The sequence below is a fragment of the Hydrogenimonas sp. genome (assembly GCF_029933015.1).
Taxonomy (GTDB): Bacteria; Campylobacterota; Campylobacteria; order Campylobacterales; family Hydrogenimonadaceae; genus Hydrogenimonas.
Genome location: NZ_JAOZOZ010000006.1, coordinates 1 through 25,983 on the forward strand (window position 1 = coordinate 1; position 25,983 = coordinate 25,983).

The following is a 25,983-nucleotide window of genomic DNA, read 5'->3' on the forward strand; positions in this document are numbered from 1 at the left end:
GGTCGGATCTCGATATCGAGCTGCGGGTTGCTGATGATCTCTTCGAGCATGTTCGCGCTCGCACCTGTGGTCGCTACCGTCGCTGCCATAACTGCAGCAAGGCTCATCTTGATTGTCTTCATTCTTACTCCCTTTGAAGAATTTGGTTTAACCGTTCCGGTCAACTCTATATATTTAAAAAAATATACAGAATAGACAGGAACGTCGTCCAATTTTCGATTTTACACCTAATCAGGAGACCATATCCTTGATATAAATCAAGAAAAATTGATGACTTGATTAATTTCCGGTTATGTTAGCATAAAAAATCTTAAGCGACAAAGCAATTTGCTCTTTTCAGCTTCAAAATATCTTTCTTTTCGATAGAATGCTGAAAAAGTAACGGAGAAGAGGTTTTGAAACACTATATAAAGAAAATTTCGACTTACGCCATGGTCGGATCGCTGGGAGCGATCGCGATGGTGGCCATGAGCGGGTGTGAGCAGAAACCCTCGGGAGAGGGAGACGCGTTTACGCAGGCGAGCCAGAAACAGGGGGCTTTCGTCGTGATCGACGAAGTGGCGCCGGGGGAGTACAAGATCGCCGAGGAGTACCCGGCGGATACGACGCGGGTGATTCTTCGCAAACTCGACGGCACCGAAAAGATTCTCTCCAAAGAGGAGCTCGACGCACTGGTGGCCGAGGAGGCGAAGCGGATCGATGCGGGCGAATCGGCTCTGACGCAGCCGCAGATGCACGGCGGCGGTCTGAGCCTGGGGGAGGCGATCCTGGCTTCGGCGGCTGGCGCCATCATCGGCAGCTGGATCGGCAGCAAGCTCTTCAACAACCCCAACTACCAGCAGAACCGTCAGCGAAGCTACAAGTCGCCGTCGGCCTATCAGCGCAGCGTCAACAGTTTCAACAAAGCGAAAAAATCCCGTACTTCCACCACGAAGAGCAGGTCGGGCCGATCGGGCTTTTTCGGCGGCAGAAGCGGTTCGAGCCGCTCCACCTTCGGAAGCTTCGGCGGCTGATCGATGGTGAAACTCGAAAAGCTGCAGCCTCTGACGGCTGAGTTTCTGGAGGGTCTCGGTTTTCACTGGCATACCGACCGTGACGGTTCCGCCTACGTGGCCGACGAGGCGGTCGTCGTCACCGAAGCGGAGGCGGAAGGCTACTACGAAGCGGCCAACGAACTCTACGACATGTTCGTCGAAGCGGGGGAGTATGTCGTGGAGAACAACCTTTTCCACGAGATCGGCATCCCTTTCAATCTGGTCGACGCGGTGAAAAAGAGCTGGGAGAACGACGTGCACTGGCACATCTACGGACGTTTCGATTTCGCCGGAGGTATCGACGGGAAACCGGTCAAACTGCTGGAGTTCAACGCCGACACCCCGACGGCGCTTTTCGAGACGGCCATCGTCCAGTGGGCGCTGCTCAAGGCCAACGGCCTCGACGAGGCGGCCCAGTTCAACAACGTCTACGAAGCGATACGGGACAATTTCCGCAGACTCATCGTCCTCGACGGCGACGTGGAGGAGTTCGAACGCCATTACGAGGGGTGGAAGATCCTCTTCAGCTCCATAAGGGGCGATATCGAAGACGAAAACACGACCCGTCTGCTGCAGAAGATGGCCGACGACGCCGGGTTTCACACCGCTTTCGCTTTCGTGGACGAAGTGACCTTTTCGGAGGATGAGGGGATCTTCTACGACGATGAAAGGTACGAATACTGGTTCAAACTGATTCCCTGGGAGACGATCGCCGTCGAGGAGAGCGACCTGGCGAGGATCCTGACGAAGATCATGGAAAACCAGAAAGCGATCATCCTCAATCCAGCCTATACGCTGATGTTCCAGTCCAAGGCGATGATGAAGATATTGTGGGATCTTTTCCCCGAACATCCCCTGCTGCTGGAGACCTCCTTCGAGCCGATCGGCAGGAAACAGGTGAAAAAGCCCTTTTTCGGACGGGAAGGGGGCGGCGTGCAGATTCTGGACGCCGACGGAAATCTGCTCGAGGAGGGGGCCGAGATCTACACCGACCAGCCCGCCGTCTATCAGGCCTACGAGCCGCTGCCGGAAGACGGCGAGGGGAGGCACTACCAGGCGGGGGTCTTTTTCGCCTACGAAGGGTGCGGACTGGGATACCGCCGGGGCGGAGCGATCCTGGGCAACATGAGCAAGTTCGTCAGCCACCTGATCGCATGAGTCTATCAAGACACCTGCCGCTCTCTTCCGGCAGGAGGCAGTGGTCGATGCGGGCGGCGCGGTAGTAGGGGCGCGTGACCTTTTCGAAATCCTCACGCTCTTCTTGGAGGTTGACGGCCAGATCGGAACCGATGCCGCGGTTTCGCAGCGCCTCGATGCTCAGCAGCGTGTCGTTGATCGATCCCAGACGCCCCGGGGCGACGAGAAGGGTATGGGCATCGAAGAGCCGGGGCAGATCGATCATGAAGCGTTCCCCGTCGATCGGGACCATCAGACCCCCGGCCCCTTCTATGAAAAGTATGTCGCAGAGCCGCTCCACCTCTTTCATCTTCTCTTCCAGATAGTCGTATCTTATCTTCGTCTCCCCTTTCGCCACGAAGGGGGCGGCGGGCAGCCCGAAACGGTAGGGGACGATATCCCCGACGGCGAGTCTTTCCGTGTCGGGATTGAGCCTCCGCATGGCGTGCAGAAGCTTCAGCCCGTCCGCCGGCCCCTTTGGGGTGACGCCCGTCTCGATCGGCTTGAAGGCGGCGGGACGCAGGCCGCGCCGGGCTGCCTCCTCCATCAGCAGCAGGATCGTGTGGGTCTTTCCGATATCGGTGTTGGTGGCGGTGACGAAGATTCTGATGCGAACTCCTTGGGCTCTGATAGTGTGCAATTTTAGCACAGGCCCTTACCGAATCGCCGTGTGCAAACTTGAAAATTTTTTAAATTATGGTATACTTAAATTAAACTAAAACAGCGAACCCTCAAGGAGTTTGGATTGGCGCAAAAAGAGTGGGTTGAAAGTGAAAGTCAGGTCGATCTCGAAGAGCCTGAACTATACAAGGTGATCATGTGGAACGACGATTATACCACGATGGATTTCGTCGTGGAGGTTTTGGCCGATATTTTCCACAAGAGCTACGAAGAGGCGGTCGAGATCATGCTTGCGATCCACGAGCAGGGCAAAGGCGTCTGCGGGACCTATACCTACGAGATAGCGGAAACGAAGGTCCATCAGACGATCAAACGTGCCCGAGCCAATGAATTTCCGCTGCGCGTCACGATGGAGAAAGAGTGAAGATTCTTGATGAACGAACGTGCGGCACCACAGAGACTTCCGAAAGGGAAGCCGATTTCAGTGAAACGGTATCCGAAGGTTCGGAACCGTTCATTTTACGGAGGAAAAAGAAGTTATGATCAGTAAAGATCTCAACGACATATTCAAAGAGGCGGTCAAGTACGCCAAAATGCACCGTCACGAATACCTGACGGTCGAACACATCTTTCTGGCGATTCTGCTCTCGCCCCAGGGCGCGGAGATCCTGAAGAAAGCGGGCGCGGACATCGAGCAGATGAAGACGAGAATCAACCAGCACCTGATGACGTCGCTCAGACCCCTGCCCGAAGGGGTGGTGCGCGAACCGTTCGAAACGGTGGCGCTCTCCAGAGTCATCGAAAAGATGATCCGTCACGCCCAGAGCTCCGACAAGAAAGAGGCGAACGTGGGCGACCTGCTCGCTTCCATCTTCAACGAGGAGCACTCCTTCGCCGTGGCGCTGATGAATTCGCAGGGGATCAACCGTCTGAGTATCCTCGAAATCATCACCGAGAACGAGCCCCAGACCGAGGCGAAACCGAAAGAGTCGGAGAGCGAGTATCTCGACCAGTTCACGGTCAATCTCGTGGAGCGGGCCAAAGAGGGGAGGATCGATCCGGTCATCGGACGCGACACCGAGATCGAGCGGGTCATGCAGATCCTCTGCCGCCGCAAGAAGAACAATCCGGTCCTCGTGGGCGAACCGGGTGTCGGAAAGACGGCGATCGCCGAAGGGCTCGCCCTGGCCATCGCCGAAGGCGAGGTCCCCGAGATGCTGAAAAGTACGGAGATCTTCGCCCTCGACATCGGCTCGCTGATCGCCGGGACGAAGTACCGCGGCGATTTCGAAAAGCGGCTCAAGGGTGTGCTCCACGAGCTCGAGCAGCGTGAAAACGCCGTCCTTTTCATCGACGAGATCCACAATCTCGTCGGAGCGGGCGCCACCAACGGCGGCAGCATGGATGCGTCCAACCTGCTCAAACCGGCCCTGGCCAACGGCAATCTCAAGTGCATCGGGGCCACGACCTTCGAGGAGTACCGCAACTTCTTCGAAAAAGACCGGGCCCTGAGCCGGCGTTTCGCCAAGGTCGACGTGGCCGAACCCAGTTTCGACGATACGCTCAAGATCCTCAAAGGTCTCAAGTACAAGTACGAGACCCATCACGACGTCCACTTCAGCGAAAAGGCGCTCAAGACGGCGATCGATCTGTCGGTCAAGTATATGCACGAGCGTTTCCTGCCGGACAAGGCGATCGACATCATCGACGAAGTGGGCGCCTCGTTCAGGCTCAAGGCCAGAAAACGGCGCCGGGTCAACGAACGGGATATCGAGGATGCGGTGAGCCGCATGCTGAACCTCCCGCCGGCGCGGGTGACCAGCGACGACCTGGCGACACTGCAGAATCTCGAGAAGATCCTCAAAACCCGGGTCATCGGGCAGGACCGCGCCGTCGAAGAGGTCGCCGCGGCGATCAAACGCTCCCGTGCGGGCCTCGGCGCGCCCAACAAACCGGTGGGATCGTTCCTCTTCGCCGGGCCGACCGGTGTCGGAAAGACGGCGCTGGCCATCGAGCTGGCCGAAGCGCTGGGAGTCCACTTCGAGCGCTTCGACATGAGCGAATACATGGAGAAACACGCCGTCAGCCGGCTCATCGGCGCGCCTCCGGGCTATGTGGGCTACGAGCAGGGCGGACAGCTGACCGAAGCGATCCGCAAGCATCCCCATACGGTGCTTCTGCTCGACGAGATCGAGAAGGCCCATCCGGATCTGATCCAGGTGCTCCTGCAGGTGATGGACAACGCGATGCTGACCGACAACACGGGCAACCGTGCCGACTTCAAGAACGTCATCATCATCATGACCTCCAACGTCGGCGCGACGGAAGCCAACGTCATGGGATTCGGCGCGCGTAGCGAAGCCAAACACGACACGGCGATCAAGTCGGCCTTCAGTCCGGAGTTCAGAAACCGGCTCGACGCGGTGGTGCGGTTCGACCATCTCAAACTCGAGCATGTCGAGAAGATCGTCGACAAATTCATCGACGAGCTCAACGTCCAGATGGCGGACAAAAAGATCGTCATCAGACTCTCCGAAGCCGCGAAAGCCCATCTGGCCAAAGAGGGATACGACGAGGCGATGGGCGCCAGACCCCTGAGCCGCGTGATCGCCGAAAAGATCAAGGCGCCGCTGACCGAGGAGATCCTCTTCGGTGCGCTGCGGCACGGCGGAGAGGTCGACTTCGATGTCGAGAAAGGCAGACTCGAGTTCAAGGTAGCCGAGCGTGTCTAACGGCCCGGCCATCCCCCGGCTTGGGTTCGACTACATCTTCCCCAACCCGCGCTATGCGATGAAAGAGGGGCTGCTCGCCTATGGCGGCGACCTCAATCCCGACCGCATACTGACGGCCTATCGAAAGGGGATCTTCCCCTGGTACAACGAGGGCGACCCGATTCTGTGGTGGTCGCCCGACCCGCGCCTTCTTCTCTATCCCGACGATTTCAAACTGCACAGATCTCTTCGAAAAAAACTCAGACAGAAACGATTTAGGGTAAAATTGGACAGAAATTTCGAAGCGGTGATGCGCCACTGCGCCGACGTGCCGCGCCACGGACAGATCGGGACGTGGATCCTGCCCGAAATCGTCGAGAGCTACAAGATGCTCCACAGCCGCGGATTCGCCCACTCCATCGAGGTCTACGACGAAAAGGACGATCTGATCGGAGGTCTCTACGGACTCAGTGTCGGACGGGCCTTTTTCGGTGAATCGATGTTTTCGCTTCGGCCCGACGGATCGAAAATCGCCCTGGCCCATTTGGTGGAGCTGGCGAAGATCTGGGAGTTCGCCTTCATCGACTGCCAGATCCCTTCCGAACACCTGAAGCGTCTGGGTGCTGTGTGTGTCGATCGCGACAGATTTCTCGACGAGCTGGAGGCGACCCAGCAGTATCTCGGGGTGCCGGGGAGCTGGCAGGAGCACGAAGCGCTGCTGCAGGAGATCAATTTTTGAAGGAGAGATCGGTATGATAGACGAGAAACTGGGGTTTTCACTCTGGCTCGATTTCATCGAGCGGGATCATCTGCAAAGAGAGTTCGGCCGCCTGGTCGAAGAGGGGATCATCAACGGAGCGACGAGCAATCCTTCGATATTCGCCAACTCCATAGAGACCTCTGTGGCCTACACGGCCCAGCTCGACAGACTGCAGAACCATTCGGCCAAGGCGAAGTACGAAGCACTGGCCAAAGAGGACATCCGCACCGCGGCCGAAACGCTCGAATCCCTCTATAAAGAAGGCAGGGACGGTTTCGTCAGTATCGAGGTCGACCCTTTTCTGTGCGACGACACCGAAGGGACGATCGAGGAGGGGCGCAGGCTCTATCGCGAGATCGGCATGGAGAACGTCATGATCAAGGTACCGGCGACCGAAGCCGGCTACGAAGCGATGAAAACGCTGATGAGCGAGGGCCACCATGTCAACGCCACGCTGATCTTCTCTCCGATGCAGGCGCTCAGGTGTATCGAAGCGATGCAGGAGGGGCTGAAGATATGGCGGGCCACGGGCGACGGAAAGGATGTCCGAGGCGTTCTGAGCGTCTTTGTCAGCCGTTTCGACAGAATGCTGGATGAAAAACTGCTGGAGAGAGGGATCGAACCCGGACGTGTCGGGATCATGAACGCGGCGAAGATCTACAATCTGGTAGAATCGAAACAGGACCCCGCCATACGGACACTTTTTGCAAGCACCGGGGTAAAGGGGGATGCCTATCCTGCCGATTATTACATCAAAGAGTTGATGGCGCCTCACAGTGTCAACACGGCACCGCTCGCGACGATCGAAGCGTTCGTCGAAAACCCGGACCATACACCGAAACTACCGATAGACGATGAAAAAATCGAAGAGTTTTTCGCCTCGGTCGAAGAGAAGGGCATCGATATGAACGAAGTCTACGACACCCTTCTGCACGACGGTCTCAAAGCGTTCAAGGAGGCGTTCGCCACACTCTTAGCCCATTTGGAGTAACCGTATGACCGATCTCGAAAAAGAAGTGAATGTCGAGGAGTTGACATTCGATGTGACCAGAAAGATCCGCCAGTACATGAAAGGGCTCATCGAGCATGGAGGCAGCGACCTCCATATCAAGGCCAACGCCCAGGTACGTGCCAGAATCAACGGCGACATCGTCACGGTGACGAAAGAGAAGATCACCCACGAAGAGTCCGTGACGATGGCAAAAGAGATCCTTCGCGGACGTTTCAGAGAGTTCGTGGAGAACAAGGAGATCGATTTTCTCTACATGTACGACGAAAACACCCATTTTCGGGGAAACATGTTTTTCCAGATGGATGGCGTATCGGCTGTCTTCAGGGTGATTCCCGCGAAAATCGCGACGATCGACGAACTGGAGCTCCCTTCGGCGATTCACAAGCTGACCGATCTGGACAGGGGCCTGATACTGGTGACCGGGGTGACGGGATCGGGTAAATCGACCACCCTGGCCGCGATCATCGACGAGATCAACAAAAAGAAAAAAAAGCATATCATCACGATCGAGGATCCGATCGAGTTCGTCCATCAGGATAGAAAGTGTCTGATCAACCAAAGAAGCATCGGACAGGACTCTCTCAGCTTCTCCAGAGCGCTGCGTGCTGCGCTTCGTGAAGACCCGGACATCATTCTGGTGGGCGAGATGCGGGACGTCGAGACGATCGACACGGCGCTCCATGCCGCCGAAACCGGCCACCTGGTCCTTTCCACACTCCATACACTCGACGCGAAAGAGACGATCAACCGTACCATCAGCGTCTTTCCGCCAGAAGACCAGAACCGTGTCCGACACACCCTCGCTTCGGTGCTGCAGGGTGTCCTCTCCCAGCGCCTCGTCAAAACCGTCGACGGGGGTCGGACGGCGGCGGTGGAGATACTATTCAACACATCCTATATCCAGAAGCTGATTCTCGAAAAGCGGGACATGGAGATCAAGGATGCACTGGACGAGGGGACGCAGATCTACGGCACCCAGAGTTTCGATACGGCGCTGCTCAAACTCTACAAAAAAGGGAAAATCTCGCTCGACGAAGCCCTCAGCAACGCCACGAGCCCGAACGACCTGAAACTCCGCATCGATGGAATGGAGACGAACGTCGACGTGGGCCAGGGCAGAAGCGGCGTCTACATAGCTGAAGACGATGCCGACATCTATGGTTTAAAAGAAGATTAAAGAGGGCTGAGGTATAATTCGCGTCTTAAAGTGCCCCGGGTGCTTAATTTTTCTGCAAGGACAACACAATGTTGGAAGGAATCGTTAGAGAGAGTATCGGCAAAAGCGATGCGAAAAAACTGCGCCGAGATGGTTATCTAATCGCCAACATCTATGGAAAAGGGCTTGAAAACATTCATGCCGCCTTCAAGATGGGTGAATTTATCCGTACGGTACGCCACAAGGAGAAACTGGCGTTCCCGGTCAAACTGGGTGACAAAGAGATGGATGTCGTCATTCAGGAGTATCAGCTCCATCCGGTCACCGATCAGATTCTGCACGTCGACCTGATGGTCGCACAGCCGGGTGTCGAAACCCACTATATGGTACCGGTCAAAACGACGGGAATACCGAAAGGTCTGAAGAACAAGGGTGTCCTTTCGATCTCCAAGCGACGTATCAAAGTCAAGGGAACCATCGAAAACATTCCCGAAAGCTTCACGCTGGACGTTTCCGATCTGGATGTCGGAGACGCGATCCTGATTCGCGACATTCCCGAATCGGACAAATACAAAATCATGGTTGCCGGCCGTGTACCGGTCGTCGGGGTCATCAAAGCGAAGTAACGCTTTATGTGGCTGATCGTCGGCCTGGGAAATCCGGGAGCGAAGTACGAATATACACGCCACAACATCGGGTTCCTGACCCTCGACCATCTGGTCGGGATGACGGGAGCCCACCCCCTGTCATCCTCCTCTTTTCACGGAAAACTCTTCAAAACCACCAGTCAGATCCTTTTTCTCAAACCCGAAACCTTCATGAACCGTTCCGGTATCGCGGTCCAGGCGGTCAAACAGTTTTATAAAATCGATCTGGATCACATCATCGTCATCCACGACGACCTGGATCTTCCTTTCGGAGCGGTGCGTTTCAAACAAGGCGGCGGTCACGGCGGCCATAACGGCCTCAAATCGATCGACGCGATGGTGGGAAACGGTTATATCCGGGTCCGCATGGGCATCGGCAAACCCCTCTACAAATCCCAGGTGGTCGATTATGTACTGGGTGAATTCTCCCCCGAAGAGATGCGGCAGCTGCCCGCATGGATCGATCACGCTTCCAAAGCGGCCCTGGAGCTTACCCGTCATCCTGTGGACAGGGTGGCGTCGCAGTTCAGTGTCAGAAAACCGGACTGGGGCTCTCTATGAGGATGTTCCGGTATGTCGCCTGGATCTATCTGAAATACTTTTTCATCATCGCTTTCGCGCTCTCCTTTCTCTTCGCGGGTCTCGATTTTCTCCAGCAGAGCGGTGGGAGGCTGAGCGGCTTCAACATCAAGATACTCTATCTTTTCTACAAAGGCTCCTACGCCCTCGATCTGCTTTTCCCTCTCGCGCTCGTTTTCGCCATGATCGCGGCGAAAGTGGTCCTGATCCGCTCCAACGCTTTGCTGAGTTTCTATGCGCTCGGTTACTCGAAAAAAGCGGTTTTGATGCCGTTTGTCTCCGTCTCTTTCCTCCTGACGCTTCTGTATATCGGGATGCATTTCACCACCTTCGTCGACGCGGACCTCTCCGCCAAAGCCCTTCTGCACGGAAAGAGAAGCGACAGCATCAAACGCAATCTTTTCCTCAAATACGATGAAAATTTCATCTACATCGGACAGCTGGTTCCCGCCAAGAAAGAGGCTCTGGACATCCGGCTCTATCGGATGAAAGATCATGAGATGATAGAGATGATCTATGGTAAGAGGGCCACGTTCGAGGGTGACCGCTGGGTCATCAAGGATGCCAGAATCGTCTGGAAACCGACACCTGAAAAACTGGGGGGAGAGGGATTCAGGGTCGAATACAAAGAGAGTTACGAAACCCTTTTCGGGTTCAGGCCCAAGATATTGACATCGGTGTTCCAGGGTAAAAAATACTATACGATCCAGGATGCCTTCGAGGCTTTCAGGCTGCTGACATCCCAGGGGCTCAACACCCAGAGGGTAAGAACCCTTTTCTACCATATGGTCGTGACGCCTTTTTTCGCCCTCTTTCTCGTGATCATCTTCTTCCTCTCGATACCCCCCTATGCCAGAAGCGTCAATCTGCTTCTGACGTCGTTCGTTCTGACCGGTACGACACTCTTTGTCTGGGGGCTGCTCTATCTGCTTTTCCGCGTGAGTCAGACAGGGGTCATCCCTCCTGAATACGGCATGGTGCTGATCGTCACCCTGCTGGGGATCAATGCATTATACTACTACATGGTTCGGACAAACCGGTAGGATTCTACGCTTTTTTTCTTCGTGTTGCCGCCTATTCAACCTTTTTTTGATAAAATAGAAAAAATTTAATCAAAGGTGCTTTTTTGATCGATTTCAGAGCAGTGGCCGAGAAGTATGATACGCCCCTATACGTTTACGATTTCAATCACATTACCCGACAGTACGAGAAGCTGAAAAAGGCTTTTTCCGGAAGAAAGTCGATCATCAGCTACGCCGTGAAGGCCAACTCCAACCTCTCCGTCATCTCCCATCTGGCCGATCTTGGATCGGGAGCCGACTGTGTCTCGATCGGAGAGGTCAAGCGGGCGCTGAGTGCCGGTGTACCGAAGTACAAGATCATTTTCAGCGGTGTCGGCAAACGGGACGACGAGATCGAGGAGGCGCTGAAGGAGGACATTCTCCTGCTCAATCTCGAGAGCGAAGCGGAGATGGAGAGGGTGGAGACGATCGCGAAAGAGCTGGGGATCCAGGCGCGCATCAGTATCCGTGTCAATCCCAACATCGATCCCAAAACCCACCCCTATATCTCCACCGGTCTGCACGAGAACAAGTTCGGTGTCGATATCGAAACGGCGAAGCGGATGTATATCCGTGCCAACAACTCCGACCATCTCGATCCGGTGGGCATCCACTTCCATATCGGGTCGCAGCTGACGGAGCTCGACCCCATCCGGGAGGCTTCGATGATCGTGGCCGACCTGGTCCGCAGTCTCGCCGCGATCAAGATCGAACTCAAGTTTTTCGATGTCGGCGGCGGGCTCGGCATCGTCTACGACGACGAAACGACGATCGAGCCCTACGACTACGCCCAGGCGATTTTGGGGACGCTTCACGGTCTCGACATGACGGTCATCTGTGAGCCGGGACGGTTCATCGTCGGAAACGCCGGTTACTTCCTGACGAGAGTGCTCTACGAAAAGGTGAACGAGGGCAAGCGCTTCATCATCGTCGACGGTGCCATGAACGACCTGCTCAGACCGAGTCTCTACAACGCCTGGCACAGGGTCGAGGTGGCAGGAAAGAGCGGAAACGAGAGTGAGGCGGACGTCGTCGGGCCCGTCTGCGAAAGCGGCGACTTCTTCGCCAAGAAGAGGATGCTGCCGCCCACGGAACACGGGGATCTGGTGATCGTCCACAGCGCCGGAGCCTACGGTTTCACGATGGCCAGCAACTACAACACCAGACCCAGGCCGGCGGAGGTGGCGATCGTCGACGGCAAAGACCGCTGCATCAGGCAGCGGGAGACTTTCGAGGACATGATCCGACTGGAGAAGATGTGTCTGTAAAAGGGTACATGATCGACGTGCAGGGGACGCTGATCGACGACCGCGAGAAAAAGCCGATCGGCGACGCCGTGCGAGTGATACGCAACCTACACGAAAGAGGTGTCCCCTATGTGCTCGTCACGAACAACACCAAACGGGAGAGTGCGGATTTTCAGGCCTATCTGCGGGATCAGGGTTTCCTTTTCGACGAGGTGCAGTATCTCGATCCGCTGATGGTGCTTGACAGGGTCGTACCTCCCTCTCCCGTGGCCGCTTACGGTTCGCCCCTTTTTCTCGAAGTGCTGGAAAAGAGGGGTTACCGTCTCGATTTCGAACGTCCGAAGGCGGTTCTCGTCGCGATCCGGGAGGATTTCACGAACGACGACTACGCCCGGATGATCGAACTGGTCCTCGGCGGAGCGAAGCTGGTGGGAATGCACGAAACGTCGATCTACGCCAAAAACGGCCGACGGTACCCGGGGGTGGGCGCCATATTGAAAATGGTCTCCTTCGCCACGGGAAAACCCTACGAAGTGGTCGGCAAGCCGAGCCGCGCCTTCTACGCGGAGGCGCTGAAGAGACTGCGGCGGCAGGATCCCTCCATCACCTACGGGGAGACGCTGATGATCAGCGACGATCTGGTCGGGGATCTGATGGAGGCCAGGGCACTGGGCATGGAGACGGTACTGGTACTCAGCGGAAAGATCTCTTCGCTGGAGGAAGTGGCGGAGATCGTGGAAAAGGGTGCCGACGCGACGGCGGAAGATATCACGGCCTGGTTCGAAACCCGAAGAAAGGGAGCAGCATGACACTGGATGATTTGCGTAAAGAGATCGATGCGATCGACGACAAACTGTTGCAACTGCTGAACGAACGTATACGCATCGTGCAGAAAGTCGGCGAAGTCAAGCACAGAAGCGGCGCCGCCATCTACCGGCCCGAACGTGAAAAGGCGATACTCGAGAGACTCGCAAAGCAGAACGACGGCCCCCTCACCGAAGCCGCCATCGAAGCGATCTTTCTGGAGATCTTCGCCGTGGCGAGAAACTTCGAGCAGCCCCAGCGGGTGGCCTATCTGGGACCCGAGGGAAGCTTCACCCATCAGGCGGCCGAGAACCGTTTCGGAGCGATGAGCGAGTACATTCCTCTGCACTCCATCCCGGCGGTCTTCAAGGCGGTCCATGCCGACAGGGCCCGTTTCGCCGTCGTTCCCATCGAAAACAACACGAACGGATTTGTCGGCGAGACACTCGACGAACTGGCCAAAACCGATCTGAAAATCGTGGCGGAACTCTACATGCCGATCCATCACTCCTTCGTCACCAAGGCGCAGCATCTCCAACAGATCAAACGGATCTACTCCAAGGACATCGCCTTCAACCAGTGCCGCAATTTTCTCCTGGACCACGAGCTCGACACGATCGAGTACATTCCGGTGGAGTCGACAGCCAAGGCGGCAAGGCTGGCGGCGGAAGATATCGAAAGCGCGGCGATCTGCTCCCATATCGCGGCCAAGCTCTACCAGGTTCCGGTGATGTTCGAAAATATCGAGGACAACCACCGGAACCAGACCCGTTTCATCATACTGAGCGATTTCGAAAACGCTCCGAGCGGTGCCGACAAGACCTCGATACTGGCGAAACTCTCCGACAGGCCCGGCAGTCTGTACGAGTTTTTGCAGAGTTTTCACGAAGCGAAAGTGAATCTCAAAAAGATCGAGAGCCGACCGGCCGGTGAGGATGCCGGTTTCGACTACTGGTTCTACATAGATTTCGAAGGACACAGGGACGAACCCCATATCCGCAAGCTCTTCGAAAAACACAAAGACGAGATCAAATACCTGGGCAGTTATGTCCAGAACGGATAGGCAGACAATGAAATTCAATCCCGTCATCGAACATCTCAAAACCTACGAGCCGGGCAAACCGATCGAACTGGTGGTCAGGGAGTTCGGCATCGAGCCCGATCAGATCGTCAAACTGGCATCCAACGAGAATCCGCACGGATGCAGCCCGAAGGCGGCGGAGGCGGTGCGAAAGAGCGCCCATCTGATGTTCCGTTATCCGGACGATACGATGATGGCACTCAAGTCGAAGCTGAGCGAGCGCTTCGGCATAGACGAAAAGGAACTGATCGTCGGTGCCGGAAGCGATCAGATCATCGAGTTCGCCTGCCATGCCAAACTCTACGGCGGGGCCAAAATCCTGCAGAGCGAAATCACTTTCGCGATGTACCAGATCTATGCGGCCCAGTGCGGCGCGACCGTGATCAAGGCTCCCGGCGTCGCCCACGATCTGGAGGCGATGTACGAACTCTACCAAAAAGAGGAGCCCGAGATCATCTTCGTCTGTGCGCCGAACAATCCCACCGGCGACTGTCTCGACCGTGTCGATATCGAAAATTTCATCGAAAAGATCGACCACGATACGCTCGTCGTCGTCGATGGAGCCTATCAGGAGTACGCCGCCTACAAGGATCCGCGCAAAGCCCTCGATCCGGCGGCCCTGATCGAAAAATTTCCCCACGTTCTCTATCTGGGCACCTTTTCCAAAGCCTACGGACTGGGAGGGATGCGTATCGGCTACGGTATCGCGCGACAGGAGATCGTCCGCTCTCTCTACAAACTCCGTCCCCCTTTCAACGTCACGACCCTCTCTCTCGTGGCCGCCGAAGAGGCTCTCGAAGACGAAGCTTTCGTGCAGATGACGCTGCGCGACTGTTTCGAGCAGATGGAACGCTACAGAGATTTCGCCCGGAAGCACGATATCGAAGTGATCGAGAGCTATACGAACTTCATCACCTTCCTGCTTCGGGACATCGATTCGACGCGACTTGCGGAAGCGCTGCTTCGACGGGGTATCATCGTCAGGGATCTGAAAGGTTACGGGCTCAACGCCATTCGTATAACGATCGGAAAGAGTGAAGAGAACAGCCGGTTTTTCGAAACGACCGAAGAAATTTTGAATAACGGAGTGAAATGAATTTCAAAGAGTTGACGGCGCAGCTGACACGCCTATACGAAAAGCTCAACCGTGGACAGAAGATCGTCATCGCCGGGACGCTTTTCGCCGTCATCGGGTTCATCGTATTTCTCGTGCTCTACACTTCCGCAGGGCGCAGCGGCAGCTACGCCGTACTTTTCGACCACCTCTCCTCCAAAGATGCCGGTCTCATCATCCAGGAGCTGGAAAAAGAGGGGATCCCCTACAAAATTCCCGAAGACGGCACGATCGAGGTACCCAAGGACAGGGTCTACAAAGTACGCATCGCCGTCGCGTCCAAAGGGCTTCCGAAAGAGAGCCACGTGGGCTTCGAGCTCTTCGACAAGCAGGAGTTCGGTTCGACCGATTTCGACCAGAAGGTCAAGTTTCTAAGAGCGATCGAAGGGGAGCTTTCCAGGACCATTCAGAGTCTGCAGCCGATCGAGCGCGCCGTCGTGCATCTGGCGCTTCCCAAAGAGAGCGTCTTCGTCTCCAAAACGACACCGCCCAGCGCTTCGGTCGTGGTCAAAACGGTCGACGGGATGAGACTCTCGCGCAAACAGATCGCAGGCATCAAAAATCTCGTCGCCGCCGCCGTCGCGAATCTTTCGCCGGAAAATGTCAAGATCGTCAACGAGTACGGAGAGCCTCTGAGCGACAGCGGAGAAGAGGAGGGCGAACTCGTCAAGCAGCAGATCGCCTACAAAAACCGATTCGAAAAGGCGTATGAAGAGAAGATCGTCAACATTCTCGCACCCTTCATCGGAGGCAAAGACCGGGTCGTCGCGAAGGTGACGGTCGATTTCGATTTCGCGCAGCGAAGCAGCGTCGAGGAGCGCTACGACCCCGAAAACGTCGTGCGCAGCGAACAGAGCATGGAGGAGAAAAAGGAGGGGGCGCCGCCCGAACAGGTCGGCGGCGTCCCGGGTGCGGTCAGCAACATAGGGCCGGTGCAGGGGATCGAAACGAACCGGGCGAAACAGACCTATCAGAAATCCACCACGACGACCAACTACGAAATATCCAAGAGAGTCTCCAACGTCAAAGGACCTTTTGCCTCCATGGAGAGGATCACCGCGGCTGTCGTCGTCGACGGAAAGTATATCCCCTCCGATGACGGAACCATGAAATACACTCCCAGAAGCGAGGAGGAGCTCCAGCGCATCAGCGACCTGGTCAAACAGGCGATCGGATACAGCGCCAAGCGTGGAGACCAGGTGACCGTCTCCAATTTCAAATTCGAAACAACGGCCCAGGGCATGGCGCCGAATCCCTACAAATCGGCGGTTTCGACCTTCTATGCCTATGTGGAGCCGATCGTTCCGATACTGAAGTATCTCGTTCTTTTCGTCATTCTTTTCATCTTCTACAAAAAAGTGATCGTTCCGTTCAGCGAGAAGATGCTGGAAGTTCCCGTCGAAGAGGCTGCCGAAGGGGAACAGGTGCTGCATCTGGACGAGGAGGAGCACGAATCCCTGGCGGAGAAGTTTACCGAGATGCGCAAGAAGGTGGAGGAGCAGCTTGGACTCAGCGAGGAGTTCAGCGAAGAGGAACTCAAATATGATATATTGCTCGAAAAGGTCAAAGAGATGGCGGAAGAGCGTACCGACGAATTCGCCGCACTTATCAACGCTTTGATCCGTGACGAAAACGAGCTCGAGCAGAGTGCGGCGACGAAGATCAAAAAGGAAACATCGTGAGCATACAACTGACTCCGCAGCAGCAGGCACAGCTTGACGGGCTCTCGATGGCCGAGAAAGTGGCCATCTTGCTGATCCAGTTGGGCGAGGATGTGACCACCAACGTTTTCGCCCACCTGAACGTGGAGGCGATCACCGAGATTTCGAAATTCATCGCGATGGCCAAGACGATCGACAAGCCTGTAGCGATGGCGATACTGGAAGAGTTCTACGCCATCATGCAGTCCAACCAGTACCTGAGCACGGGTGGCCTCGACTACGCCAAAGAGATACTCTACAAGGCACTGGGGCCGGAAGAGGCGAAAAAGATCATCGACCGGCTCTCCAAATCGATGCAGACGACCCAGAGTTTCGGCTTTCTCTCCAAAATCAAGCCCCAGCAGCTGGCCGACTTCATCGTCAACGAACACCCCCAGACCATCGCGCTCATCCTGGCCCATATGGATCCGGGCGACGCGGCCAACGTGCTCAGCTATTTCGAGGACGATCTGCGCGCCGTCATCGCGATGCGTATGGCCAACCTGGGAGACATATCGCCACAGATCATCAAACGGGTCTCGACCGTGCTGGAGAGCAAACTCGAATCGCTCGCCAGCTACAAGGTCGAAGTGGGCGGTCCCCGGGCCGTGGCCGACATCTTCAACCGTCTGGGACAGAAGGCGGCAAAATCGACGCTGGTGCAGATCGAGCAGCTCGACGAGCAGCTCGCCAGCGCCATCAAGGAGATGATGTTCACCTTCGAGGATATCGTCAATCTCGACAACAACGCGATCCGGGAGATCCTCAAAGCGGTGGACAAGAAGGATCTGATGCTGGCGCTCAAAAGTGCTCCCGAGGAGCTGAAAGAGCGCTTTTTGTCCAATATGTCCCAGCGTGCGCGTGAAGCCTTCGAGGAGGAGATGCAGTTCATGGGTGCCGTGAAAGTCAAAGAGGTGGAGGGTGCCCAACGCAAAATCGTCGAAGTGGTCCAGAAACTGGCGGAAGAGGGCATCGTCAGCATAGGAGAAGCCGAGGAGATGATCGAGTAGCATGGAAACCGTCATCCCGCCTGAGAAAACGAGCGGCCACATCATCCAGAAATACCGCTTCAAAGTCCTTTCGCAGAATGTGTGTGAGGAGTCTGCCGCTTCCAAACCGCAAAAAGGTGGCGTACAACCCTACAGCTTCAAGGAACTCCCATCGGAAACGGTGGAGGAGTGCGTAGCCGAAGAGAGGGAGATACAGGAGAAGGAAACGGATACCGAAAAAGAGGAAAAGGTTTCCGAAACTTCCGAAATCGCAGCGGACCGGGAGCCTTCCGGCGAGATGATGGAAGAGATGCTCAAACGGGTCGACGAACTCTCCACCGAACTGGTCAAAACCCAGATGGCTCTCGAAAAGCAGCAGGAGGAGTTCCAAAAACTCGTCGAAGAGGAGAGGGCGAGCGCTTTCGAAGAGGGCATGGAAGCGGGGCGAGCGGCGTGCGAAAAAGAGTTGAATCGCCAGATCGAGGAGTCGAGATCGCGTTTTACCGCTGCGATCAGAGCACTCGAAGAGAGTCAGCAGACATTTATGAAAAAGGTCGACACGATCGAAGAGGAACTGATCGAAACGGCTCTTGATCTGGCAAGACAGGTCGTGGTGAAAGAGATCGAAAGCAGTGCGCAGGAGGTGGCTCTGCGCCTGGCGAGACTGCTGCTCGCGGAGGTGAAAGAGGCTTCGAAAGTCAAACTCAAAGTCAATCCCGACGACTACGAATATGTCAAAGCGAACCTCGAAACGACCAAAAACGTAAAGATCGTTCCCGATCCGGCCGTAGGTGCCGGAGGGGTCGTCATCTTGAGCGATATCGGAAATATCGACGGTGACATCATGCACCGCTTCGAAAGAATCAAAGAAGCGGTTTTCGGAACCGTCAAGTAGGAAGAGAAAAGGAATGGAAATAGAAAATCTCAAAGCGATGAGTCTGCCCGAACTCGAAGAGCTGGCCGGCAGGATCAGGGAGCGCATTCTGGATGTGGTGAGCCGCAACGGCGGGCATCTGAGCAGCACACTGGGTGCGACCGATCTGATCGTGGCCATGCACTATGTATTCGACGCATCGAAAGATCCCTTCATTTTCGATGTGAGCCACCAGGCCTATGCCCACAAACTGCTGACCGGCCGCTGGGAGGCTTTCGAGACGTTGCGACAATTCGGCGGTATCAGCGGGTATACGAAACCCTCCGAGTCCCCCTACGACTACTATATCGCGGGTCACAGCTCCACTTCCGTTTCTCTGGCGGTCGGGGCCGCCAAAGCGATCCGTCTACGCGGCGAAGAGGGAGAACGGATCCCCGTCGTCATGATCGGAGACGGAGCCATGAGCGCGGGTATGGTCTACGAAGCCCTCAACGAGCTTGGGGACAGAAAATACCCGGCCATCATCATTCTCAACGACAACGAAATGAGTATCGCCAAACCGATCGGAGCCATCAGCCGGATGCTCTCCCAGGCGATGGCCAGCCCCTTCTATCAACGCTTCAAGGAGCGGACCGAACAGATGCTCGAGCATTTCCCGGAATCTGCACGCTATATGGCGAAACGGATGGAAGAGGGGATGCGGATGATCACCCCGGGCATTCTTTTCGAGGAGATGGGGCTGGAGTATATCGGTCCTGTAAACGGACACAACATCGAACAGCTCATCGAAACCCTCCAGACCGCCAAAGAGCTTCAGAAACCGGTCATCGTCCATGCCCAGACCACCAAGGGAAAAGGGTACAAGATCGCCGAAGGGTATTACGAACACTGGCACGGGGTCGGTCCCTTCGACAAAGAGAGCGGCCAAAGCCTGAAAAAAAGCACGGAGCCGAGCGCGACGAAAATTTTCAGTGACAAACTCTGCGAACTGGCTGAAAAAAACGAAAAGATCGTCGGTGTGACGGCCGCGATGCCCAGCGGAACCGGCATGAAACAGTTGATGGAGAAGTTTCCCGACCGTTTCTGGGATGTGGGGATCGCCGAGCAGCACGCCGTCACCTCCATGGGACCGCTGGCCAAAGAGGGGTACAAGCCGTTTGTCGCGATCTATTCGACCTTTCTGCAGCGTGGTTACGACCAGGTGATCCACGACATCTCCATCATGAATCTTCCCGTGGCTTTCGCCATCGACAGGGCGGGAATCGTCGGAGAAGACGGTGAGACCCATCAGGGAGCTTTCGATATCAGCTATCTGCGGACCGTGCCCAACATGACACTTTTCGCCCCCCGGGACAATGCGACGCTGGAACTGGCGGTGGAGTTCGCCGCCGGGTATCCGACACCTTGCGCCTTCCGATACCCCAGGGGTGCGATGGGACTCGAAAACGGCCGCTATCCGGCCCGTGCTTTCGAGACAGGGAGGGCGGAATACCTGGAAGAAGAGGGTGAAATCCTGCTGATCGGTTACGGCAACGGGGTGGGCCGTGCCGTGGCCGTCGCCGATCTGCTTCGAGAGCGCGGCGTGAATGCGGCGGTACTCGATCTGCGTTTCGTCAAACCGATCGATACCGAAACGCTTGAAAAGGCAGCAAAAAAGTGGAATCGCTGGTACGTTTTCAGCGACGGAGCGAAGATGGGAGGGGTGGCTTCCGCCGTTGCGGAAGCGTTGATGCCCGAAACCCACCGGAAGGTATCGATTACCTCCTTCGAATATCCCGACCGTTTCATCGAGCACGGAAAGACGGCAAAGGTGGAAGAGTCGATGGGGCTTTTGCCCAAACAGCTGGCGGAGAGAATAGTGAAGGATTTGCAGAGATAAAAAAAAGGGCGGCTTTCGGGCCGCCCCTTTTTTCTCGTTTGTGGGTGAAAGAAAACGCCCGAGGGCGCTTTCGCTTAGAGCTCTTCGGCGTGCTTTGCCAGATACTCGGCGACACCTTTGGGATCGGCTTTCATACCCTCTTCGCCTTTGTGCCATCCGGCGGGGCAGACTTCGCCATATTCGTTGGTGAAGTGCATCGCATCGATCATGCGGAGCATTTCGTCGATGTTTCGGCCGAGGGGAAGGTCGTTGATGACCGCATGGCGGATCGTGCCGTCGGTGTCGATCAGAAAAGAGCCGCGCAGAGCGACGCCGTCATCGAGAAGTACGTCGTAGTCTGCTGCGATCTGCTTCGTCAGGTCGGCGACGAGCGGATAGCGGACCTGGCCGATGCCACCCTCTTCGACCGGCGTGTTTTTCCATGCCAGGTGCGTGAAATGACTGTCGACGGAACATCCGATGACGTTGACGCCGCGGCTCGTGAACTCGTCGAGTCGATGGTCGAAGGCGATGATTTCCGAGGGGCATACGAACGTGAAGTCCAGAGGATAGAAGAAAAGAACGGTACCTTTTTCACCGAAGTTTTCATAGAGGTTGAAATTGTCGACAATTTCGTTGTTTCCGAGTACTGCGTTGGCAGTGAAGTCGGGAGCTTTTTTCGTTACGAGCATTGAGTCTCCTTCATAAGTTTTATTGACGGAAAAATTATAGCACACTATCGAGTCAATGCTATATTACAGAAACGGATTAATCTTTTACAAACATTTCGATATAATCCATCGACATCTATAATCTTGTTTATACATTAATATTTAAAGGATAGTTGGTGCCAAGAAGTTATCTTTTCACGTCGGAATCGGTCACCGAAGGCCATCCCGACAAAATGGCCGATCAGATCAGCGATGCGATTCTCGATTACATCATAGAACGGGATCCCAATGCCCGTGTAGCATGCGAAACACTCCTCTCCAACGGATTCTGCGTCATAGCGGGTGAACTCAAAACCGTCACCTACGCCCCGATGCAGGATATCGCCAGAGAGGTGGTCCGCGAAATCGGTTATACCGATGCACTTTACGGCTTCGACTACCGTTCCGCCGGCGTGCTCAACGGAATCGGCGAACAGTCTCCCGATATCAACCAGGGTGTCGATCAGGCTGGCGGAGCGATCGGTGCGGGGGATCAGGGATTGATGTTCGGATACGCCTGCAAGGAGACGCCGACGCTGATGCCTCTGCCGATCTATCTTGCCCACCGTTTGACGGAGGGATTGGCCAAAAGCCGCAAGGACGGGACCCTTCCTTTTCTCAGACCCGACGGTAAGGCCCAGGTGACGGTGGAGTACGTCGATGGCAAACCCCATAAAGTCAAAACGATCGTCGTATCGACCCAACACGACCCCGATGTAAGTCATGAAAAGCTGAAAAACGCGATCATCGAGGAGCTCATCTACAACGTAATCCCCGAAGATCTGCTGGACGAAAACGTCGTCTACCATATCAATCCCACCGGAAGATTCGTCATCGGCGGGCCGCAGGGCGATGCGGGACTTACGGGGCGTAAGATCATCGTCGACACCTATGGCGGCAGCTGTCCTCACGGTGGCGGGGCATTCAGCGGAAAAGATCCGACCAAGGTAGACCGAAGCGGCGCCTATGCGGCCCGATATGTGGCGAAAAATCTGGTGGCCGCCGGTGTATGTGAAAAGGTGACCATCCAGATCGCCTATGCCATCGGTGTGGTCGAACCGGTCTCGATCATGGTCGATACGCACGGAACGGGAAATGTCCCTGAAGAGAAGATCGAAGCGTGTATCTACGAACTCTTCGATCTGACGCCCAAAGGCATCATCGAAACACTCGATCTGCTTCGCCCCATCTACCGCAAAACCGCGGCATACGGGCATTTCGGACGGGAACTGCCGGAGTTTACGTGGGAGAAAACGGACAAAGTCGAAGCGATCCGAAAAAGTCTCGGTCTGTAGGCAACCTATTTAAATACTTTTTAAAAATGTTGTGTTATAGTACGTATGATTAAATCTTAAAAAGGAGCTGTAAATGGCTGTATTGATCACTGATACCTGCATCAACTGCGGAGCTTGTATTGACGAGTGCCCGGTCGAAGCGATCGTCGACGACGAGGATAATCCGACAGGAGAAGAGATCTATTATGTTTATCCCGACAAGTGTGTCGAATGTGTAGGCTACCATGACGAGCCCGCATGTGCGACGGCCTGCCCGACGGAAGGCTGTATCGTTTGGGATGTATGCGTGGAAGGTGCGACATGCCGTGACGACATCTCCGAAGAAGCGCGCACCGAGCATCAGCCGGTCGTCGAGTAATTTTTCATAAAAGGGAGGAGGCTTCTCCTCCGCTCCTCTCCAACTACTTCTAACTTTTAATTAATCTTAAACATCGTTTCAGTATAATTCCACCCATTTTATTAAATTGGAGATCTTCCCATGGAACGAACGCTTTCTATCATCAAACCGGATGCCGTCAAAAAGAATGTCATCGGCAAAATCATCGATCGTTTCGAGAGCAACGGCCTTCGTATCGCGGCCATGAAAAAGCTCCAGCTCAGTGAGCAGGATGCCGGAGAGTTCTACGCGGTACACAAAGAGCGCCCTTTCTTCGGTGAACTGGTCGAGTTCATGACAAGCGGTCCTGTCGTCGTCATGGTTCTCGAAGGCGAAAACGCCGTTGCCAAAAACCGTGAGCTGATGGGCGCGACCAACCCGAAAGAGGCTGCACCCGGAACGATCCGTGCCGATTTCGCGGAAAGCATCGATGCCAATGCGGTCCATGGCAGCGACAGCCTGGAAAATGCGAAAATCGAAATCGCATTCTTCTTTGCCCAAAGAGAGATCCACTAAGCCCTGATATATGCAAATCCTGCTGCGCAAAATCCATGAAAGCAAGAACGACTTTTCGATCGAAAAGAATGGTCTTGTATGTCGTGGTAAGTTCTGGCGCAGCGGAAAGCACAGTGTCATAGTGGAAGGTACGATCGAAGGGGATGTCTCCCTTCATTGCGATCGTTGTGGTGAAGCTTTCACGAAACATATCGCCGAACCTTTCCGTATCGAGGTCGTCGACAGACCGCTTAAGGTAGATGAATCGCTCGATGTGATAGAATGTCTGGACGGAATTGTCGATTTCGACATGATATGCGAAAGTGAGATAGCTTCCATACAGAGTGAATATCATTTATGCCCCGAATGCGAAGGGAAAAATGATTTTGAAATGGAATTTTGAAACAGTCCGAAGGAGAATATTATGGCAGTACCAAAGAGACGTAACAGCAAAACCCGCGCGGCAAAACGCAGAACTCACTACAAAGTGACACTTGCCCGTCCCGTAAAAGATGCGGACGGAACATGGCGGATGCCTCACCGAATGAACAAATTCACAGGTGAATACAAAGCGTAAATGGTCCGAATCGCCATTGACGCAATGGGTGGTGACTTCGGTCACTACCCGATTGTGGAAGGGGCAATCTTCGCCCTTAAACAAAAAACTTTTCTTCCCATATTCGTAGGCGATGAAAACAAGATCGCTCCTCTCATTCCGAAAAAATTCAAAAACAGAGTCGAAATCGTTCACTGTTCCGATGTGATCGCCATGGACGAGCACGCGACGGACGCTCTCAAGCGCCGGGATTCCTCTATCTACAAAGCGGTGGATCTTGTACGGCAGGGCAAAGCGGATGCCGTGGTCTCCGCCGGACACAGCGGTGCGACGATGAGTCTGGCGACACTGCGGATCGGGCGCATCAAAGGGATATCCCGTCCCGCTATCGCGACTTTCATGCCGACCCAGATAAAAGGGAAACAGACGATAGTCCTCGATGTGGGTGCGAATGTCGATTGCGACGCGAACAATCTTTTTCAGTTCGCCGTGATGGGAGACGCCTATGCGAGTGAAGTGCTGGGATCTTCCCATGTGAAAGTAGGCTTGCTCTCCAACGGCGAAGAGGCGACCAAAGGGAACGAGGTGACCAAAGAGGCCTATCCGCTCATAAGCCAGCTCGACAGTTTCGTCGGCAATGTCGAAGGTGGAGACATTTTCAGCGGAGATGTGGATGTGGTCGTATGTGACGGGTTTGTCGGCAACGTTCTTCTCAAAACGAGTGAAGGTGTCGCGGAGACGATCAGCTATTATCTGAAATCGGAAATCAAACGATCTCCCATTTCCATCGCCGGTGCTCTTCTGATGAAACGGGTTTTCCGCAGGCTCAAAAAACAGATCGACTATGCCGAATATGGCGGCGCACCGCTTCTGGGTGTCAAGGCGTGTACGATTATAAGCCACGGGAAAAGCAATCCGAAAGCGATCAAGAACGCTATGTTCCAGGCGATCCGTTTTGTCGAATCGGATGTCAACGAAGCCATTCGTACACGTCTTGAAGCACTGAACAACTAGTTCACAAGTTAAAGGTTAACAACGATGTATGCTGCTTTGAAATCGATCGGGGCGTATGTTCCAAAAAAAGTTCTGACGAACAAAGACTTTGAAACCATAGTCGACACATCCGATGAGTGGATTACCAAAAGGACTGGTATCAAAGAGCGCCATATCGCAGCCGAGAACGAAACGACGAGCGATATGGGTGTCGAAGCGGCGAAACTGGCGATCCACAGAGCCGGTCTGAAGATAGACGATATCGATATGATCGTCTGCGCGACGATCTCCCCGGATTATCTCTGTATGCCTTCCACAGCGTGCATGATCGCTTCCAAACTTGGGCGTATCAATGTCACCGCATTCGATATATCTGCAGCGTGCACCGGTTTTATCTACGCACTGGCGGTGGCCAAAGCTTTCATCGAATCGGGAATGAAAAAGAACGTATTGATAGTCGGAAGCGAAAAGCTCAGCGCCATCGTAGACTATACGGACCGTACGACCTGCGTTCTTTTCGGAGATGGTGCCGGAGCAGCCGTCGTCAGTGCCACCCGCAACAAAGCCGAAGCGATCAAAGATATCCATATTTCGGCAGACGGAAATTTCAGCGATCTTCTGATGACACCCGGTTGTGGCACCAACGAACCCTGTTCCGAACAGGTTCTCGCGGAAAAGCGCTGTACGATGAAGATGAAAGGCAACGAAACTTTCAAAATCGCCGTACGCACTTTGACCAGCGATGTGGTCAACATTCTCACCGACAACGAAATGGAAGCCGGTGACATCAAACACTTCATCCCCCATCAGGCAAACTACCGTATTATAAAGGCGGTCGGTGACGCGTTGAAGATGACCGACGAACAGGTCGTATTGACCGTCCACAAATATGGAAATACATCTTCGGCATCCATTCCGATGGCGATGAACGATATCTGGGAGAGCGGCCGACTGCAAAGAGGCGATACGATGCTTCTGGACGCTTTCGGCGGTGGCCTCACCTGGGGAAGCGCTCTTCTTCCTTTCGCCGGAAAATCCTCCAAATAAAACAGGCGCTGTTGCGCCTCTTCTCTTTTTTCAAAAAAATCGCACTTTTTTCCGAAAACCCCTTGACAAGGTGTGCGCTAGCTGCTA

27 protein-coding genes are annotated in these 25,983 nt (G+C 54.9%); 25 read left to right on the forward strand and 2 right to left on the reverse strand.

The genetic code is table 11. The annotated features are described in order from the left end of the window. Nucleotides 1-395: 395 nt before the first annotated feature. The gene (locus tag Q1K23_RS01020; RefSeq protein WP_300361280.1) at nucleotides 396-1,013 is read left to right on the forward strand and encodes a UPF0323 family lipoprotein; all 618 of its coding nucleotides are present in this window, start codon (nucleotides 396-398) and stop codon (nucleotides 1,011-1,013) included. A 3-nt stretch (nucleotides 1,014-1,016) separates the two neighbouring features. Next, nucleotides 1,017-2,192: a glutathionylspermidine synthase family protein gene (locus tag Q1K23_RS01025; RefSeq protein ID WP_300361282.1), complete on the forward strand. Its 1,176-nt coding sequence runs from the start codon at nucleotides 1,017-1,019 to the stop codon at nucleotides 2,190-2,192. Here the strand turns inward: Q1K23_RS01025 and bioD are convergent. Beyond that, entirely contained in the window at nucleotides 2,173-2,850 is a 678-nt protein-coding gene (gene bioD / locus Q1K23_RS01030; RefSeq protein WP_300361285.1) for a dethiobiotin synthase, read from the reverse strand. The genes Q1K23_RS01025 and bioD overlap by 20 nt on opposite strands. A gap of 105 nt (nucleotides 2,851-2,955) precedes the next feature. Between bioD and Q1K23_RS01035 the strand changes: the two genes are divergently transcribed. The 16 genes from Q1K23_RS01035 (at nucleotide 2,956) to dxs (ending at nucleotide 20,445) form a co-directional block, all read left to right on the forward strand. Next, nucleotides 2,956-3,255, forward strand: a complete 300-nt coding sequence (locus Q1K23_RS01035) for an ATP-dependent Clp protease adaptor ClpS (protein WP_300361287.1) — start codon at nucleotides 2,956-2,958, stop codon at nucleotides 3,253-3,255. 115 nt (nucleotides 3,256-3,370) lie between these two features. Next, nucleotides 3,371-5,563, forward strand: a complete 2,193-nt coding sequence (gene clpA, locus Q1K23_RS01040; protein WP_300361290.1) for an ATP-dependent Clp protease ATP-binding subunit ClpA — start codon at nucleotides 3,371-3,373, stop codon at nucleotides 5,561-5,563. Continuing rightward, the gene (gene aat, locus Q1K23_RS01045) at nucleotides 5,556-6,281 is read left to right on the forward strand and encodes a leucyl/phenylalanyl-tRNA--protein transferase (protein WP_300361293.1); all 726 of its coding nucleotides are present in this window, start codon (nucleotides 5,556-5,558) and stop codon (nucleotides 6,279-6,281) included. The genes clpA and aat overlap by 8 nt, the downstream gene beginning before the upstream one ends. 13 nt (nucleotides 6,282-6,294) lie before the next feature. Continuing rightward, the gene (locus Q1K23_RS01050; RefSeq protein WP_300361296.1) at nucleotides 6,295-7,293 is read left to right on the forward strand and encodes a transaldolase; all 999 of its coding nucleotides are present in this window, start codon (nucleotides 6,295-6,297) and stop codon (nucleotides 7,291-7,293) included. A 4-nt stretch (nucleotides 7,294-7,297) separates the two neighbouring features. After that, the gene (locus Q1K23_RS01055) at nucleotides 7,298-8,491 is read left to right on the forward strand and encodes a PilT/PilU family type 4a pilus ATPase (protein WP_300361299.1); all 1,194 of its coding nucleotides are present in this window, start codon (nucleotides 7,298-7,300) and stop codon (nucleotides 8,489-8,491) included. A gap of 68 nt (nucleotides 8,492-8,559) precedes the next feature. Continuing rightward, on the forward strand, nucleotides 8,560-9,096 hold the full coding sequence (locus tag Q1K23_RS01060; protein ID WP_300361302.1) for a 50S ribosomal protein L25/general stress protein Ctc: 537 nt from the start codon (nucleotides 8,560-8,562) through the stop codon (nucleotides 9,094-9,096). A gap of 6 nt (nucleotides 9,097-9,102) precedes the next feature. Next, nucleotides 9,103-9,678 carry an aminoacyl-tRNA hydrolase gene (gene pth, locus Q1K23_RS01065; protein WP_300361305.1) on the forward strand — a complete coding sequence of 192 codons (576 nt, stop codon included), beginning with the start codon at nucleotides 9,103-9,105 and terminating at the stop codon, nucleotides 9,676-9,678. Continuing rightward, nucleotides 9,675-10,739, forward strand: coding sequence for an LptF/LptG family permease (locus Q1K23_RS01070; RefSeq protein ID WP_300361308.1), 1,065 nt, complete (start codon nucleotides 9,675-9,677; stop codon nucleotides 10,737-10,739). The genes pth and Q1K23_RS01070 overlap by 4 nt, the downstream gene beginning before the upstream one ends. Nucleotides 10,740-10,822: 83 nt before the next feature. After that, a complete protein-coding gene (gene lysA / locus Q1K23_RS01075; RefSeq protein WP_300361310.1) occupies nucleotides 10,823-12,025 on the forward strand; it encodes a diaminopimelate decarboxylase in 1,203 nt (400 codons plus the stop codon). Further along, nucleotides 12,016-12,813 carry an HAD-IIA family hydrolase gene (locus Q1K23_RS01080; RefSeq protein WP_300361311.1) on the forward strand — a complete coding sequence of 266 codons (798 nt, stop codon included), beginning with the start codon at nucleotides 12,016-12,018 and terminating at the stop codon, nucleotides 12,811-12,813. The genes lysA and Q1K23_RS01080 overlap by 10 nt, the downstream gene beginning before the upstream one ends. Then, nucleotides 12,810-13,871, forward strand: a complete 1,062-nt coding sequence (gene pheA / locus Q1K23_RS01085) for a prephenate dehydratase (protein WP_300361314.1) — start codon at nucleotides 12,810-12,812, stop codon at nucleotides 13,869-13,871. Before Q1K23_RS01080 ends, pheA begins: the two co-directional genes overlap by 4 nt. 7 nt (nucleotides 13,872-13,878) lie before the next feature. Further along, entirely contained in the window at nucleotides 13,879-14,985 is a 1,107-nt protein-coding gene (gene hisC, locus Q1K23_RS01090) for a histidinol-phosphate transaminase (RefSeq protein WP_300361316.1), read from the forward strand. Continuing rightward, nucleotides 14,982-16,685, forward strand: coding sequence for a flagellar basal-body MS-ring/collar protein FliF (fliF, locus tag Q1K23_RS01095; protein ID WP_300361319.1), 1,704 nt, complete (start codon nucleotides 14,982-14,984; stop codon nucleotides 16,683-16,685). Before hisC ends, fliF begins: the two co-directional genes overlap by 4 nt. Next, nucleotides 16,682-17,713 carry a flagellar motor switch protein FliG gene (fliG, locus tag Q1K23_RS01100; protein ID WP_300361321.1) on the forward strand — a complete coding sequence of 344 codons (1,032 nt, stop codon included), beginning with the start codon at nucleotides 16,682-16,684 and terminating at the stop codon, nucleotides 17,711-17,713. Before fliF ends, fliG begins: the two co-directional genes overlap by 4 nt. Before the next feature lies 1 nt (nucleotide 17,714). Then, nucleotides 17,715-18,587, forward strand: coding sequence for a flagellar assembly protein FliH (gene fliH, locus Q1K23_RS01105; protein WP_300361325.1), 873 nt, complete (start codon nucleotides 17,715-17,717; stop codon nucleotides 18,585-18,587). Between the two features lie 13 nt (nucleotides 18,588-18,600). After that, nucleotides 18,601-20,445, forward strand: a complete 1,845-nt coding sequence (dxs, locus tag Q1K23_RS01110) for a 1-deoxy-D-xylulose-5-phosphate synthase (RefSeq protein WP_300361328.1) — start codon at nucleotides 18,601-18,603, stop codon at nucleotides 20,443-20,445. Between the two features lie 74 nt (nucleotides 20,446-20,519). Here the strand turns inward: dxs and Q1K23_RS01115 are convergent, their stop codons facing one another. After that, nucleotides 20,520-21,116, reverse strand: coding sequence for a peroxiredoxin (locus Q1K23_RS01115; RefSeq protein ID WP_300361331.1), 597 nt, complete (start codon nucleotides 21,114-21,116; stop codon nucleotides 20,520-20,522). A gap of 155 nt (nucleotides 21,117-21,271) precedes the next feature. Between Q1K23_RS01115 and metK the strand changes: the two genes are divergently transcribed. The 7 genes from metK (at nucleotide 21,272) to Q1K23_RS01150 (ending at nucleotide 25,896) form a co-directional block, all read left to right on the forward strand. Further along, nucleotides 21,272-22,429 (forward strand): methionine adenosyltransferase, encoded by a 1,158-nt coding sequence (metK, locus tag Q1K23_RS01120; RefSeq protein WP_300361332.1) that lies wholly within the window; start codon nucleotides 21,272-21,274, stop codon nucleotides 22,427-22,429. Nucleotides 22,430-22,502: 73 nt separating this feature from the next. Next, complete coding sequence (locus Q1K23_RS01125) at nucleotides 22,503-22,787, forward strand: 4Fe-4S dicluster domain-containing protein (RefSeq protein WP_300361334.1); 285 nt, start codon at nucleotides 22,503-22,505, stop codon at nucleotides 22,785-22,787. A 120-nt stretch (nucleotides 22,788-22,907) separates the two neighbouring features. Further along, nucleotides 22,908-23,321, forward strand: a complete 414-nt coding sequence (gene ndk, locus Q1K23_RS01130; protein WP_300361337.1) for a nucleoside-diphosphate kinase — start codon at nucleotides 22,908-22,910, stop codon at nucleotides 23,319-23,321. Nucleotides 23,322-23,331: 10 nt separating this feature from the next. Then, nucleotides 23,332-23,703, forward strand: a complete 372-nt coding sequence (locus tag Q1K23_RS01135) for a hypothetical protein (RefSeq protein ID WP_300361340.1) — start codon at nucleotides 23,332-23,334, stop codon at nucleotides 23,701-23,703. A 21-nt stretch (nucleotides 23,704-23,724) separates the two neighbouring features. Further along, nucleotides 23,725-23,877, forward strand: a complete 153-nt coding sequence (gene rpmF / locus Q1K23_RS01140) for a 50S ribosomal protein L32 (protein ID WP_201352552.1) — start codon at nucleotides 23,725-23,727, stop codon at nucleotides 23,875-23,877. Beyond that, nucleotides 23,878-24,870: a phosphate acyltransferase PlsX gene (gene plsX, locus Q1K23_RS01145; RefSeq protein ID WP_300361345.1), complete on the forward strand. Its 993-nt coding sequence runs from the start codon at nucleotides 23,878-23,880 to the stop codon at nucleotides 24,868-24,870. 24 nt (nucleotides 24,871-24,894) lie between these two features. Continuing rightward, nucleotides 24,895-25,896, forward strand: a complete 1,002-nt coding sequence (locus tag Q1K23_RS01150; RefSeq protein WP_300361348.1) for a beta-ketoacyl-ACP synthase III — start codon at nucleotides 24,895-24,897, stop codon at nucleotides 25,894-25,896. The last annotated feature ends 87 nt before the right edge of the window (nucleotides 25,897-25,983 follow it).